Consider the following 15778-nt stretch of genomic DNA (forward strand, 5'->3'; position numbering starts at 1 on the left):
CATGAATTTAATACAAGGAAAAACTGGCAAGTGGGAGTTAATAATAGGGTTAGAAATACATGCACAAGTTGCATCTGAATCTAAATTATTTTCTGAAGCATCTACAAAATTTGGTGCTGCGCCTAATACTCAAGTATCTTTGATAGATGCAGCTTTCCCTGGGATGTTACCGGTGATTAATGCGTTTTGCGTAGAACAAGCTGTAAAAACTGGCCTAGGATTACAAGCAAAAATTAATTTAAAATCAGCTTTTGATCGTAAAAATTATTTTTATCCTGATTTGCCTTCGGGCTATCAAATTTCTCAGTTTTCTTATCCAATTGTAGGACATGGTAAAGTATCTTTAGATATGTCTGATGGTCCAAGGGATATTAATATTGAGAGAATACATTTAGAGCAGGATGCAGGTAAAAGCTTACATGATCAGCATCCAGATTATAGTTTTATAGATTTGAATCGAGCTGGAATTGCATTGATGGAAATAGTTACTGAACCTGATTTAAGATCATCTGCAGAAGCTGGTGAGTTTATGAGAAAGCTACGCATCTTATTAAGATATTTGGGCACTTGTGATGGCGATATGGAGAAAGGTTCTTTAAGGTGTGATGCGAATGTATCGGTGCGTAAGCCTGGAGAAAAGTTAGGCATAAGATGTGAAATTAAGAATCTTAATTCTATACGTAATATTGAGAATGCAATTGATTATGAAGCTAGTAGACAAATAGAAATTCTTGAAAATGGTGGTAAAATTGATCAGGAAACTAGGTTATTTGATGCTGATCAAGGGATTACAAGGCTTATGCGTTCAAAAGAAGATGCTCAAGATTATAGATATTTTCCTGATCCAGATTTATTACCTTTAGAGCTTACGGAAGAATTCGTAAATAATATTGCTCGAAGATTACCTGAATTACCAGATCAAAAGAAATTGCGTTATATAAATGATTTAGGTTTATCGTCATATGATGCTGAAATTCTTGTAGAAAATCAAGAAGTGGCGGATTATTTTGAAGAAGTAATAAAAACTCAAGATCCAAAGCTTGCATCTAACTGGATTACTGCTGAATTATTTGGGCGTCTTAAAAAATATGACCAATCTATTAATGACACTAACATAACTCCGCATAGATTAGCAGAATTATTGGATTTGCTAAGTAATGAGGTAATTTCTGGTAAATTGGCTAAGCAGGTATTTGATTTAATGTTTGAAACCAATGAAAATCCTATCTCAATTGTTAAAAAACATGGATTGCAGCAAGTTACGGATCAAAATACTATTAGTAAAATAGTAGAAGAAGTATTAGCAGCTAATGTAGAAAAAGTACAAGAATATCAATCTGGTAAAGATAAACTTTTTGGCTTTTTTGTAGGACAAGTTATGAAATTATCTAATGGTAAAGCCAATCCTGAATTAGTCAATCAAGAATTAAAAGAGCAATTGTCTAAATAAAAATTTATATAGATAAAAATTTTCAATATATTATCATAATAATAGTAAATTGACAAAAATGGTAAAGGATAACAAGCATAATGAAGCGTAATGATGTAGCATATTGTATATTATTGTTAATGGCGGAGTTGTTTTTTGCATACCAGTTTATGCTGAGAGTTTATCCTGGACTTGTAATGCAGGATATAATGCACAAATTTCATATAAGTTCTACATTATTTGGTATGCTTGCAGCTTTTTATTATATAGGATATGCGGGTATGCAAATTCCTATAGGAGTATTTTTGGATAGATATGGTCCTAAGTTTATATCATTATGTATACTTATATGTGTTATGGGTAGTTTAACCTTTTTATTTTCTGATAACTGGATTATTGCGTTAATTGGTAGGTTTTGTATAGGTCTAGGTTCAGTAGCTGGTTTTTTAGGAGCTACTAAAGTCATTAGTATGTCTTTTTTATCTAAATATTTTTCTTATATGGTGAGTTTAACATTCACTGTTGGCTATATGGGTGCTATTTATGGAGGTAAGCCTGTAGCTCTGCTTATAGATAAGTTTGGTTGGGAGTATGTATTAATAGCTTTAGCTTTTATAGGATTATTAATAGCATTATTTATTCTTAGCCTAGATATAAAATATGATGAAACGGAAAGATATGAAGGTTCTATCTATAGCGCTTTAAAGTTATTAATAAAGAATAAAAGAGTGCTCTTAGTATGTTTATGTGGAGCATTGCAGGTAGGACCTTTAGAAGCATTTGCTGATATATGGGGAGTAGGTTATTTTATAAAAATGTATGGTATTGCTAAGCCTGATGCAGCTTTATTAAGCTCAAGTATTTATTTAGGATTATGTGTTGGGGGGCCAATTATAGCGTATATTGCAGAAAAATATAATTGTCATTATAGATTATGTTCTGGGTGTGGTGTTATAATGATGATGATTTTTATAATGCTATTATGTACTGTTAAGCTGCAGTACTGGCAATTATTAAGCTTAATGTTTATAATAGGCATTTGTTCTGGCTATCAAATTATAGTTTTTTCGATTACGGCTAAATTAAGTGATTTATCGACTAACAGTATTACTATGTCTCTAACTAATATGTTAATTATGTCTGCAGGATTTGCCTTCCACTTTATTATAGGAATAATTATGGACATGAGTTGGGTGGGTAGCATGCAACATAATATTAAAATTTATACTCCAGACTCGTATATTTATTCTATATCTATAATACCTATAGCACTAGGAATAGGTAGTATAGGATTTCTATTATTGGATTATAAAAAAGACTGGGATAATGTTGGGAATCGCAAAATGAATTTTATTTCAAAGGCTAACCAATAAAGCACTTACCATTTTTGAAGTAGCATGATTACAGTCTTTAAAAATTATAGGGACTAATACTATTATAAATACATCAATTAATCTTTTATAAACAATTTAATTTTATCCTTAGCTTACTGTATAAAAGTTTTTGTAACAAGGCATAATAGTGATAATAAAAATTCCTGATAGTATTTCTGCAAAAATTACTTTAGCTATAGTGCTTATTAGTGCCTTTTTTTATAGCATCTCTTTTCCGCAATTACTTTTATCCAAAAAATATATGTTAAATTATATGTTGGAAAGCTTATTAACGAGCCATTATTATAATATCTCATATCGTTTGCAATCTTCTCTTACCGAAGAAAATATTAAAAACATTGATAATAATTTTATTCAAATGATAGATGATTTTTTGGATGAATATAAAAAGGGAACTGATTTAGACATAGCATTATACGTCTTTAATAAAGGTATGCCTGTAGAAATTGCTGCTACAGTTAATTTTACTGCAACTAATATGGTGAACTATTTAGATTTAGATAAAGTACCTTTAAATTGCCAGATAAAAGAAATTTTTATGGAGCGAAAACAGTTATACGCATGTGCTATGGCTCTTAAAGCTTCAGATGGTCATATTATTGGATTTATAGTAGAAAGTGTTAATAGTCAGAGATTTAAAGAGTCATTTTATATAGATTTGAGCTATCAACTTATTTTTGTTGCAATTGTTTTAGTGATCTCAATAGGAGTAGGGCGAATGGTTGCGTTAAATATAGGTAGACCTACTGAAATATTAACAGCAGCAATAAAGCAATTATCTCAAGGTAAATATGATACTGTTATTCCTTTTACGGAGCAAGATAATGAGATGGGTAAGGTAGCAAAAGCTGTTGTGGTATTTAAAGAACATATTAAAAAATCTCAAGAACTAGCTTTATTAACGCAAAGGGAGCAAGAAGAAAGAGATCAGCGTCGTCATATTATGGAACAAACTATTAAAGTATTTAATAAAGAAGTGGAAAATGAGATTAACACAGTATCTAATTCTTCAGTAAAAGTACATAATATTATTGAAAAAATGGTTAATATTGCTGAAGAATTAAAAAATATGAGTGTGCAAGCTACAGAAGCATCAGATAATGCTTCAAGTAATGTCCAGATAGTAGCAAAAGCAGCGGAAGTATTGGTCTCATCTATTAATGAAATTGGAGAACAAGCTTTAAATGCAAGTAATACCACCAAAGATGCTGTATCTAGTATTAATAAAACCAATTTAGTAGTACAAGAATTATCATCAGCTGCAGGTAGAATAGGTGATATAATATCTATCATTAGTACTATTGCCGAACAAACTAACCTTTTAGCATTAAATGCCACAATAGAAGCAGCGCGTGCTGGAGAAGCGGGTAAGGGATTTGCAGTGGTGGCTTCTGAAGTAAAAACTTTAGCAAACCAGACTGCTAAGGCTACTGAAGAAATAAAAAATCAAATAGCTAATATACAAAATTCTGCTAGTGATGCAGTTGATGCTATGAAAAATACTGATAAAACTATTAGTGTAATTAATGAAATATCAATAGAAGTTTCAAATTCAGTCAAAGAAGAAACTGAAACTATGCAAGATATATTTAACAATATTATTAATGCGGTAGATAATGCGCGTATGGCAAGCCAAAATGTAAAATATGTTATGGAAGCGAGTAATAATGCTGGTGATGCAGCTAGCGCATTATTTACTGCATCAGAAGTAATGTATAGAAATGCAGAAAGTCTTGGTAAGATAATTAAGAAATTTTCTGCTGATATTCAAGACACACATTCTCTAAACGATACAAAAGCTTAAATATTAAAAGTTTTATTAGAGTATATAATGTTATACATAAAATATTATAAATACTTACTATTCAATTATATTGGCAAATGGGTTGATCAAAATTTAGAAGTGGGAATATTATGCAGAGCTATAATAGTGACTGTGCCGATGTTTATATTAGCATGGTGGTTTAATAATATAAATTGGCAAAAGGTTGTAATAGTTACAATTTCTGTATTTATAGTGCAAGATCGTTTAAATGTACCGCCCTTATTAATAATACTCCATGGTTTAGTGATTGCTATAGGATTTATGCTATTCTTTTTATCTAAACCAATACCATGGTTATTTGTCATAATATGTGGGATGATGGCTGCTTTATGCATTTTTTTAGAAGAATGGAATATTAAATTACGTACTTTAGGTAATTTTATATTTTTGCCTGCTTTATATACAGCATGCGGTTATACAGAAATTTCAGGTCTATCTAGATTACAAAGCGCTTTAATGTTTATACCCTATATAATGTCTGCTTTATTACCAGTATTAATTTTAGGTATATATAAGTATTATAAATTTTCTGTCCTGCATAAAATTTCATTTATAAAATATATGAGTAGATTACATGTTAAAATAGAAAAATTATTACTTCAAGGAAAATATCATGTGGAGCCGCTAATAGCGATGATCATAGCTAGTACTTTTACGGCATTATTTGTAGAAGAAAAGCATATACCTCAAGGACAATGGTTAATTTGGTCTGCTTCTAGTGTAATTGCGGGCGAAATTATATTAGCAAAACGTAAGTTTCAAGAGCGATTTATAGGGTGTTTATTAGGTGTTCCTGTTGGTGTAATACTAGCTATGTGTACGACGCACAGTGAGTTTCTTTTAAATTTAGCTGCGTTGTTTGTTATTATTACGTTAGTAGCTTTCAAACAATATATAGTAGGATTTGGAATGCGCTGCGCAGGAGTAGCTTTTATAATTATACTCAGCGGAGGAGGTCTGTCAGGAGCTACTATACGTATTGTAAATGTATTATTAGGGGGATTAATAGGTTTTAGCACTTTTTTGATTGTAGAAAATATTATCAAAAAGTATTACAAATATTAGTATTTTCTTAAGATATTTATCTGATTATTAAAACTATATAGTTTTAATAAGGTCTATATTGAATAATTATAATATATACCGTTTTGATTTATTTGGTATTTGAAAACCATTGCGTATTTATTAAATAGGCAATAAATGTAAAAGGAAAATTATGTCATCACTAAAACTTAAAAATGATAATATGTTAATACATGAAAAAACGTATCTAAGTAGTTTAGTAGAAGTTTATAGTAAAGGAAATGATCAAGAAAAAATTAATGCAGTTATACGTTCTTTAGCCGCTAGGACGTTTTTTCCATTTATATCTGATAAACAGGCTATAGCTTTAGAACTCGGCTGTTCAGATGGTTTTATGGCTAATTTAATTGCAGATAAAATACAAGCAGTACATGTTCTGGAAGGAGCGCAGGAGTTAATTGTGCAAGCAGAAAAAGAGGCAAAGCCTAATGTAAAGTTTATACATACATTATTTGAAGAATTTAATTCTGAGCAAAAATATGATTATATCTTTGCTTTATTTGTACTGGAGCATGTCTTTGATGTACAAATGGTATTAGATATGGTCAAAAGGGTATTAAAACCTGGCGGTATATTCTTTGTTACTGTTCCAAATGCTCGTGCATTATCTAGGCAAATTTCTAGACATATGGGAATAATCGAAGATTTAAAACAGTTAACAGCAAATGATATACGTTTTGGACACCGTCGTGTATACGATAGATGTACCTTAAATGAAGAACTAACGCAAGCAGGATTTAGTCAAATTATGCAAGGGGGATTATTGCTAAAAATATTAGCAGATTTTCAACTAAATGAATTATTTACTAATGGGTTTTTATCAGACCAGCATATAGATGCTTTATATAAGCTAGGTTTAGAATATCCTGATTTATGTGGAAGTTTATTTAGCGTTTGTAAATTAACGGTAGACTAATAGCTGATAAGATAATATTAACTTTTTCCAATTATTATTATATACTTAATGCAAAGCAGATATTTAAGGGTTATCTAGCAGTTGATATTAATAGAATTATTCCTAGAGGACTTTATTAGGACATAACTTATGCAGTTAATAGTTGCAATTATTATATTTATAACATGTTTAGCTGAAATTACTTATGCAATGCCTCCTAAGGAAAGTTTTGTATTAAAGTGTGAATATGGTACCTCGATTAAGAATATTTTGCCGGATAGTTCATCGATGCCTACAAACAGTGAGAGCGTTAATATATATGGAAATTATGGCAAATATTTACCTTATGATTTATTTCTAAGTAAGTGTAAAAGAGGAGATGATATAGGCAAAAGTCAGGATATAGAATTATGGGGAGTTACCAATAATTTAATACATAATGCTAATAATCCTGAAAACGTTGATATGCAAGTTTTGATTATTCAAGGTAGACTTTTAGATGCTAACTGTGTACCAATATCAGATGCTACTATACGTATCATGCAGCCGTCTTTGATGGAAAGTAGAGTTGATTATCGTAAGCTTACTGAAGATGAAAATAAAAATTTAAGGTTAGCCAGAGAGTCTATAGGTACGGCGACGGCTATTACAAATAATTTAGGTCTATTTACTCTAATTACAAGACGCCCAAATGTTGGTAAATTACCTTCTAATATTAGCTTATATATATTACATTCAGATTTTAGTAATCATTATGAAGTGATTTCTTCTAAAAAAGTGTATACCTTAGATGCCTTATATCCTGAATTAAATATAACGCAATACATACCCTTATATAGACAGGATATTATATTAAATCAGCTAAATAAATATCGCACCTTTTAAAAAAACCTTAGCTTGTATATATTCTATTATTTTGCTATAGCATCCAAAGCTTCTATTTGATTATATTATCATTGTATTCTCTCTTTTTATTTTTTCGTTTTTTACATTTAAACTCAAAGTACCAATAATCGTCTAAATATTTTTTCCAGGTTTTAAGGCTTTTTAGCACCTAATTAGGTACATCAAGCACGCATTTAAAGAATTCTCAGAATCCTATATAGCTGCAGCAATTCCTTTGCTATAGCTTATGAGAAATTATCTGGATAGAATTAAAACATTAAATTATTAATGCATTTTTGGCTACAGTCATAATTCATCTTTTAACTTATCGGTCCTTAATTTCTCTTTAATCCTGGCCCATTCTTTAAACGACTACTGGTACTCTTGATAGTAGATACAATTTTTCATCTATGGAAGTACCTTTTTTTAATTTTTTCAAAAATTTTTATTTTTTAGTTAAAAAGTAAGAGAAATAATTTTTGATTTTACCTTGCCCTTAAAATAAACTTGTATTTTTGCTATATCGGCTTTGTCTTCAAAGGCAGGCTATTTTAGCTAGAAGTTTTGCTGCTGTAAATCCATAATATCTGCCTGTGGCAGCGCCTAAGAACGCGAAAGATGCTTGTGCTATATTAATAAAGCTTACTATATACTATCTATATACTTCGATATTGAGTTTTCTTGTAAAAAATTAAATGTTTACGTCTATTATGTAGTGATAGGGACGTTTATACAAATTATTAATATTTTTCTTTTATTCTTTACTACATAAATGAATTTCGAAGAATTTATATAATATTATAGTAAATGAATGAACAGAAAAAGCTTTTCCTAAGTTTAATGGTAGGTGCAATAGGTATCGTATATGGTGATATTGGTACTAGTCCACTATATGCTATTAAAAATTGTTTTACTGCACATAAGGTAGCCTTAACCGAGATAAATATATTAGGGGTAAGTTCCTTAATTTTTTGGTCACTAGTGATTGTTGTTTCTTTTAAATATGTTTTTCTAATATTAAAGCTAGATAATCAAGAAGAAGGAGGGATATTAACTCTCACTTATCTTTGTTCTAAGATCAAAAATAAATTTAGTACATATATACTTACTTTAGGTATGATTGGTACTTCCCTATTTTTTGGCGATGCCATCATTACGCCTGCTATCTCAGTTTTAGGAGCGCTGGAAGGTTTAAGTATAATTTCAAAGGAAAGTGAAGTTTATATAATTCCCATATCTTTAATAATTATAAGCTTGCTTTTTCTTAATCAAAAAAGGGGAAGTGCTAAAATTGGTATGGTATTTGGTGCAGTAATGTTATTATGGTTTTTGATTATAGGATATCTAGGCTTAATTCAAATTATTAAAGTACCCAGTATTTTATTATCAATAAATCCATATTATGCTATGAAGTTTCTATTATTAAACAAATATGTAGGTATATTGACTTTAGGTACCACCGTACTCGTTGTTACAGGGGCAGAAGCATTATATGCAGATATAGGTCATTTTGGTAAAATGCCTATAAAGATAGCATGGTATTTTATAGTTTTTCCTTTACTAGTGTTGAATTATTTGGGGCAAGCTGCCTTATTAATGCATAATCCAAAAGCAATCGTGAATCCTTTCTATTTATTAGCCCCTGATTGGTTTTTGTATCCATTAATATAGTCAATTAAGTTGAGAATGGCATAGAGAAGCCATAATCAATAGCATCGCTAAGGTTATTAAAATTAGTAATGATAGGTTTGATTTTAGCTTTTAAATGAGCCCAATATTTTTCAATTGGGTTGAGATCAGGAGAGTAAGGTGGTAAGAATAAAAGTTTACAGCCTATATCTTCTATTAAATTCCTAGTTCTAGCTGACTTATGGAACGTTGCATTATCAAGTATTACAACTTGACCAAATCTTAGTTCGGGCACCAAACACTGACTAACCCACTCGTTAAAAACTTCTGTATTACATGTGCCCTTGAAACACATTGGCGCAATAATTTTCTTCCCAACCTTACCTGCAATAAAGCTTTCTCAATCATGTTTTTTACCTGAGATATCACCATAAACTTTACTTCCTCTGAGACTGTATCCCCAAGAATAGTACAAATAGCTATCAATTCCACTCTCATCAATATAAACTATATCTTCCGCTTTATAGTTTGCGATAGCTGCCAAAAATAATTGCCGTTTTGCTTCATCCCGTTCACGATAGAGTGTGGTCTTTTTTTTCGTGTGATCCCCAAAGTCTTGAATGCCAAACAGATAGCAGCTGTAGACACATTAAAAACCTTTGCAAAATCAGATAATAGCCAATTGCTGTTTTTAGACACCTCGTTTAATAATTTGATTGGATCAAGCTTCTTCCATGGCTTAGCTGCTCGTGTGGCTGCTAAATTCCCGGATTTCGATCTCGATAACCATCTATAAATTGTTCTTTCACCTATGCCAAAAATTCTTGCAGCTTCTTCTCTGGTATAACCTTTATTAACATAGTGAATTACTTTTTTACGTAAATCTAAGGAATATGCCATTATTTTGCATATTTAGTTTGATATGGAAAGTATGTAATTGTATTTGATGAGATAGTTAAATTATTTTCATCAACGTATGTTTTTAGTATATTTAGAAAATTTGTGAAATATGTACTATGTACCTCCCTTGTTATTAAATTATCTAATCCTGAAAGTTTAGGGGGCACATAATATTTATTATTTGCAATTAATGCCGTAATATTGGTAGCATTATGAGTTAAGGAAATGCCAATTGGAGTTTCCCCTTTTTCGGTGCATATATTAACATCACCACCGCCTCTTATAATAGCTTGCACTAGGTTAATATCTTTATGATATACCACAAAATGTAAAGAAGTATAACCATCATAACATATTGTATTAGGATCAACCATATTATCTAATAATATTTCAGTTCCTTGCAGCAGTAGATTCTCTTTGGATAGTCTGTAAGAAGGTCCTTTACTTATGTAATCATCTAATATGTTACATAATGTAATATTATTATATATGTATGACAAATTAATGTTAAGATTTAATGAGGGAATAAATGACCAATAGTTTTGTTGTATGATAAATGGTATGAGATGTTTATCAGCATCTTTAGAGGAAATATATTTGCTTAACTCCTGAACCATAAAATAATTCTCAGCATATATAGCTGCAATAATGGGATGAGTAGAATATTGCTCAGAAAAATTTTGTGAGAAATCCAAACCTTTTTCTGATAGTTTTTTAATAAACTCGTTATTTGAGGTTTCTGAGTTTCAGAATAAGACTTTGGATTCTTAGCTAATGAAACTAAAATACTCAGTATATTTTGTTGGGCATAATAATTATCAACGTAAATATAATTATCATACCCAGCTTGCAAAAGTGGAGCTACAGAAATTTTATGATATCTATCCTTAATATGTTGTGAGGTAATTTGCACTAGACTCTTATCAGAATTCACTATTTCCCAATATAATTCTAATGCCCTGTTATATGTTATTCCTTTAGTTGTTACATGCTCATTATTAAATACATCATGATAATTTTTATTATATATATGAGCATATATAATACCCATATTAATAGTGCTAGAAATCTGAAATATAAAACGATCTACAATATTATCATCAAGAATTTTTGCTCCAATTTCTTCAAATAATATATATTGATTTAGATAATTATAATCTTTAAATACACATTGAGAAGAAACAAGCATAAAAAATGCTTGATATTCATTAACCTTACAAAAATACTCATGAATATCATAAAATAACCAAGATGCACATATATACCGAATAAGTAGCTTTTGTTTAGAATCCAAATGCTCTATAACATCTATAATTTTATCTCTGAAGGATTTCTCTACATCATTAGAGATATCATCATTATATCCTACAATATTAACTATCTTATTCCCATCAAATACATTTTGCTTCATAATCTCTTCTACTGTATATTCAGTACAAGTCATATTAGTATCTTTGCCACCAATTTTCTTAATAACATAAGGATCTATTTTAAAAAAAATAATAATGTTATATTCGTTATTAGCTATATTACACAAATGTAATTTATACGTATCTAGTGTTATATTACTTTCTAGTTCTGACTTTATAGAGAGATCTCTGCTAAATTTTTTTCCTCCAAAATGCTTAGTATCATGGTCATGATCCCAAAGGTTATTATATATATTTGGCTTACTTTGTAATAATTCAGCAGCAGCAATATTTTCAACTTTATGGGGCTCCTCATTCGATAAGAAGTTTTTTATCCCTTGAGCTAATTTATAAACTCCCCATGTTCCTGGAATAGCTATTAATCCCACTAAACCATATTTATATTTAAGAACAGTAGATGTAGCTATAGCTAAAGGCAAATTTATTTCTTGATTTACTTGAGTATATTGACCGGCATTTGAAATAATATTTTCTTCTAAATAGTCGGGCTCTTCTAGCATAAAATGATCTTCTAAATATAAACGATATATACTATCATATGATTTAGAAGTACTATTATTGTAAGTTATTACTTCTAGATAATCAGAGGAATCGTTAGTGCCAAGTAATTGGATCATATCATAACTTCTTATTTAGTATTAGATATACAACTTATATGTATAATTATCATAAATTGCAGCAACAGTAATTTAAACTCTAGCGTTGCTTTTAAGGCAAAACTAAAATTCAATTCTTACCAAAGTATTTAACAGTAAAATTAATTTAAAATATAATTATTACATTAAGTAATATTACTTAAATATACTCTTAATTCAATATAAAAATTTATTTTTTTCTCGGGTAAAAGATTATTTGAGAATATTTCCAACATTTTACTCATACTTAAAAATAAATAAAAACTCCCTGAATTTTATTTTCTTTGATTATTATGATAATTGTAGCTATTTTATAGATATTCTTGCTGCGCTTTTGATAAGGCTATTTATTAGTAGCTTGAAGTATCCAATTAATAATAGAAAATAACAATTATGATTCCTAAAATATTACCTGTTTATGATAGAACTAAAATACAATTTAGTCATGGTTATGGGGCTTACCTTGTGACTCTTGAGGGTGATCATTATTTAGACTTTGCTTCTGGTATTGCAGTAAATGCCCTGGGGCATTGTCATCCTCAAATAGTGAAAGCTTTAAATGAACAAGCGAGTAAGCTATGGCATATTTCAAATTTATATGAAATACCAGAAATGTATAAGTTAGCGGAATTACTTGTGGATAATAGTTTTGCTGACACAGTTTTTTTTACTAATTCTGGTACAGAAGCTGTAGAATGTGCTATTAAAATAGTTAGAAAATATAACTATAATTTAGGTAATTATAAACGTAATCATATTATTACATTTAAGGGTGGATATCATGGTAGAACACTTGCTGCATTATCAGGTAGTGATCGTCCTAGCGTAATGGAAGGGTTTGCCCCATTTGTATCAGGATTTTGTAAGGTAGAATTTAATGATTTACAGGCTGTAGAAGAGGCTATTACGGAAGAAACAGCTGCTATTATGATAGAACCTATTCAAGGAGAGGGTGGTATTAGGGTTGCCACAAATGAATTCTTGAAGGGGTTACGTGTTTTAGCTAACAAATATAAGTTAATTTTGATTTTTGATGAGATACAATGTGGATTAGGGCGAACTGGTAAATTATTTGCCTATGAGCATGCAAACATTAAGCCTGATATTATGACAATATCTAAAGCTATGGGTAACGGATTCCCAGTAGGAGCTTGCCTTGCAACTGAAGAAGTAGCAAGTTGTATGACAGTAGGTGCCCATGGTTCGACTTTTGGGGGTAATCCTTTAGCGATGGCGGTTGGGTATGCGGTAGTATCAATTTTACGTGAGTCAGAATTATTAAAAAATGTAGCTGATATGGGCGTTTTAATGCAGAATCAGTTAAAAAAATTACGGGAAAAATTTCCAAATATTATAGAATCAGTTCGGGGTAAGGGGTTAATGATTGGCATAAAAACACATATACCTAATACTAAAGTTATAGAGAAATTAAGAAAGAATAAATTACTTACAGCCCCAGCTGGGGATAATGTAATCAAAGTTTATCCTCCACTTATTGTTAAGGAAGCTGAAATCAACAAAGCAATTGATGTTATGGAAACTAGCTTTGCTGAGCTGTAGTTTTAATTTGGATTAGGAGAGGTTCATAGCTCTCTTAGGGTTTAACCCCTTCCTAATGTTATCAACTATTGTTAACAGTCCCATAATTAGCGTTTAGATATATCTTTATCTGTTTTTACTATTTCAGTTAAAGTTATACCAATACGATTATCAACTATTACTACTTCTCCTTTTGCTACTAATCGATCATTAACATATATATCAATTGCTTCTCCTACGTTTTTGTCCAGCTCTACAACTGCTCCTCGACCAAGTTTTAATAATTGATTAATAGTCATAGTAGCTTTACCAAGCACAACTGATATTTGTACAGGTATATCATATACAGCTTCTAAGTTAATATCTATATCTGCTATATCGTTCATTTGGCGTCTCCATAAATAAATAATATTTTATTTTATTTTTAATATCGTTTTTTCTATTTCTTTAAATAATTGATCTTGATTATATTCAATATATCCTTGTTTCCATTCAATTCTATAATCTTCTTTAAGGATAGTATGGTCTGTTTCTATTGTTAGAAGTTGTGTGTTTATTGTACTGAGCTCTTTTAAATAATCTTTAAATTGTTCTGCTATTTTAGGATTTATCTTTATGGTAAGGTGAGTATGATTTGGCAAAAGTTTAATAATTTGGTCTGTATATTTGGCAATTTTTTGTACAGTTGATTTTTCGCTAAGGCAATTATTATTAGCTTTTTTAGCTATTTCTAGAGCTATTTTATTGATAATATTTAAATGGGTTTGAGTATATTCAAAGTTTTGATTTAAAATACTCTCTAATTGCTCACTGATTTTAGTTAAAGTGGTATCGATAGTAGAGTTTTGTTTATTAGTTAATTCATCGATAGCTTTATTATATCCTTCTTCATATGCTTTTAATTTAATAGTTTCTATTTCTTCTGCTGTATGGGTTATAGTATTATCCTTTAAAGGTTCTGTATTTTCCTGAGTTGCTGTTATGGTTTGAATATGATGAATTTCTTCAGATAAGCATGAGTTATCTATAGGCGTATCAGTATTTTCAGAAATTGTTTCTTTTTCTTCCGACCAATCTTGTAAAATGAATTGTTGTATTAATTTTGACATATCACTAATAAATAAGTTCGTCTTCTTCGGTATTACCAGATATAGCAATTTCTCCTTTGTTAGCCATATCTCGTGCTAGCGAAACTATAGCACTTTGTGCCTCATCTACATCCTTAACGCGTACGGGCCCCAGAGACTCAATATCTTCAAGTAATATTTTAGCGGCGCGTTGTGATATATTAGATAAAAATAAATTACGTACCTGTTCAGGAGCACCTTTGAGTGCCAATGATAATTTGCTTTTATCAATACTTCGTAATAGAGCTTGTATTCCCGAGCCACTAATATGTGTAAGATCGTTAAAGGTGAACATTAAATCTTTGATGGTATCAGCATTTTCTGGTGAATTTGTTTCAAGTAAAGACATAAACTTAGATTCATGAGCACGATCAAAATTATTAAATATCTCAGCCACAGCTTCTTTAGTATCATATTTTTGGGTTTTTGATAGAGAAGTGATAAATTCTGAGCGAAGAGTTTTTTCAACACGATCCAGTACTTCTTTTTTGACGGGCTCCATATTTAACATACGCATGATTACTTCAAAAGCAAAATTTTCTGGCAAAATACTCAGAATTTTTGCTGATTGTGCTGCAGAAAGTTTAGATATAATTAATGCTACAGTTTGTGGATATTCATTTTTTAAATAAGTAGCTAAAATATCTTCATTTACATTGCCGAGTTTATCCCAAGTATTTTTACCTGCAGGTCCTTTAATTTCTTCTATAATATTTTTAACATGCTCTTTATCAAGAATTTTACCTAGAATTCTTTCTGTAGTTTCAATATTACCGATAAATGAGGTAGTATTTGAAATCTCGCTAGTAAATTCATTAATGAGCTGATCTATAACAGCAGGACTTACTACACCTAAAGAAGACATAGCGGTAGAAATTTCTTTGATTTCTTCTTCAGTCATCATAGCAAAGATTTTAGCTGCATTTTCATCATCCACAGATAAAAGTAATATAGCAGCTTTCTCTGGGCCCGTAAGTTGTTTGTGATATGTACTTTCTTCTGCCATA

15 protein-coding genes are annotated in these 15778 nt (G+C 30.2%); 8 read left to right on the plus strand and 7 right to left on the minus strand.

The genetic code is table 11. From position 1 onward, the window contains the following. The first annotated feature begins 1 nt into the window (after nucleotide 1). From gatB to NOVO_05235, 7 genes are all read left to right on the plus strand, one after another. Entirely contained in the window at nucleotides 2–1450 is a 1449-nt protein-coding gene (gene gatB / locus NOVO_05205) for an Aspartyl/glutamyl-tRNA(Asn/Gln) amidotransferase subunit B (GenBank protein ID AIL65413.1), read from the plus strand. Nucleotides 1451–1530: 80 nt separating this feature from the next. Beyond that, complete coding sequence (locus NOVO_05210; GenBank protein AIL65414.1) at nucleotides 1531–2802, plus strand: Major Facilitator Superfamily protein; 1272 nt, start codon at nucleotides 1531–1533, stop codon at nucleotides 2800–2802. A 148-nt stretch (nucleotides 2803–2950) separates the two neighbouring features. Continuing rightward, on the plus strand, nucleotides 2951–4627 hold the full coding sequence (gene bdlA / locus NOVO_05215) for a Methyl-accepting chemotaxis protein CtpH (GenBank protein ID AIL65415.1): 1677 nt from the start codon (nucleotides 2951–2953) through the stop codon (nucleotides 4625–4627). A gap of 27 nt (nucleotides 4628–4654) precedes the next feature. Beyond that, nucleotides 4655–5713, plus strand: a complete 1059-nt coding sequence (locus tag NOVO_05220; GenBank protein AIL65416.1) for a hypothetical protein — start codon at nucleotides 4655–4657, stop codon at nucleotides 5711–5713. A 151-nt stretch (nucleotides 5714–5864) separates the two neighbouring features. Further along, a complete protein-coding gene (locus NOVO_05225) occupies nucleotides 5865–6647 on the plus strand; it encodes an S-adenosylmethionine-dependent methyltransferase (protein AIL65417.1) in 783 nt (260 codons plus the stop codon). 129 nt (nucleotides 6648–6776) lie between these two features. Continuing rightward, on the plus strand, nucleotides 6777–7511 hold the full coding sequence (locus NOVO_05230; protein ID AIL65418.1) for a hypothetical protein: 735 nt from the start codon (nucleotides 6777–6779) through the stop codon (nucleotides 7509–7511). Nucleotides 7512–8318: 807 nt separating this feature from the next. Next, complete coding sequence (locus NOVO_05235; GenBank protein ID AIL65419.1) at nucleotides 8319–9182, plus strand: potassium transport protein Kup; 864 nt, start codon at nucleotides 8319–8321, stop codon at nucleotides 9180–9182. A 4-nt stretch (nucleotides 9183–9186) separates the two neighbouring features. Here NOVO_05235 and NOVO_05240 read toward each other — a convergent pair whose 3' ends face one another. The 4 genes from NOVO_05240 to NOVO_05255 all read right to left on the minus strand — a co-directional run bounded on the left by NOVO_05240 (nucleotide 9187) and on the right by NOVO_05255 (nucleotide 12087). Continuing rightward, nucleotides 9187–9495 (minus strand): hypothetical protein, encoded by a 309-nt coding sequence (locus tag NOVO_05240; protein AIL65420.1) that lies wholly within the window; start codon nucleotides 9493–9495, stop codon nucleotides 9187–9189. A 152-nt stretch (nucleotides 9496–9647) separates the two neighbouring features. Next, complete coding sequence (locus NOVO_05245; GenBank protein AIL65421.1) at nucleotides 9648–10040, minus strand: Transposase; 393 nt, start codon at nucleotides 10038–10040, stop codon at nucleotides 9648–9650. Then, nucleotides 10040–10657: a hypothetical protein gene (locus NOVO_05250; GenBank protein AIL65422.1), complete on the minus strand. Its 618-nt coding sequence runs from the start codon at nucleotides 10655–10657 to the stop codon at nucleotides 10040–10042. The genes NOVO_05245 and NOVO_05250 overlap by 1 nt, the downstream gene beginning before the upstream one ends. Continuing rightward, nucleotides 10642–12087 (minus strand): hypothetical protein, encoded by a 1446-nt coding sequence (locus NOVO_05255; protein AIL65423.1) that lies wholly within the window; start codon nucleotides 12085–12087, stop codon nucleotides 10642–10644. Before NOVO_05255 ends, NOVO_05250 begins: the two co-directional genes overlap by 16 nt. Before the next feature lie 411 nt (nucleotides 12088–12498). On the opposite strand from NOVO_05255, the gene astC reads away from it, so the two are divergent. Beyond that, nucleotides 12499–13665 carry a Succinylornithine transaminase gene (astC, locus tag NOVO_05260; protein AIL65424.1) on the plus strand — a complete coding sequence of 389 codons (1167 nt, stop codon included), beginning with the start codon at nucleotides 12499–12501 and terminating at the stop codon, nucleotides 13663–13665. Nucleotides 13666–13751: 86 nt separating this feature from the next. Here astC and fliN read toward each other — a convergent pair whose 3' ends face one another. Genes fliN through fliG form a run of 3 tightly spaced genes read right to left on the minus strand, consistent with a single transcriptional unit; the run spans nucleotide 13752 to nucleotide 15777 of the window. Next, nucleotides 13752–14030, minus strand: a complete 279-nt coding sequence (gene fliN, locus NOVO_05265) for a Flagellar motor switch protein FliN (GenBank protein ID AIL65425.1) — start codon at nucleotides 14028–14030, stop codon at nucleotides 13752–13754. 27 nt (nucleotides 14031–14057) lie between these two features. Then, nucleotides 14058–14753: a flagellar assembly protein H gene (locus NOVO_05270; GenBank protein AIL65426.1), complete on the minus strand. Its 696-nt coding sequence runs from the start codon at nucleotides 14751–14753 to the stop codon at nucleotides 14058–14060. A gap of 4 nt (nucleotides 14754–14757) precedes the next feature. Next, the gene (fliG, locus tag NOVO_05275; GenBank protein ID AIL65427.1) at nucleotides 14758–15777 is read right to left on the minus strand and encodes a Flagellar motor switch protein FliG; all 1020 of its coding nucleotides are present in this window, start codon (nucleotides 15775–15777) and stop codon (nucleotides 14758–14760) included. Nucleotide 15778 lies beyond the last annotated feature (1 nt).

This window comes from Rickettsiales bacterium Ac37b (assembly GCA_000746585.2).
GTDB lineage: Bacteria > Pseudomonadota > Alphaproteobacteria > Rickettsiales > Arcanibacteraceae > Ac37b.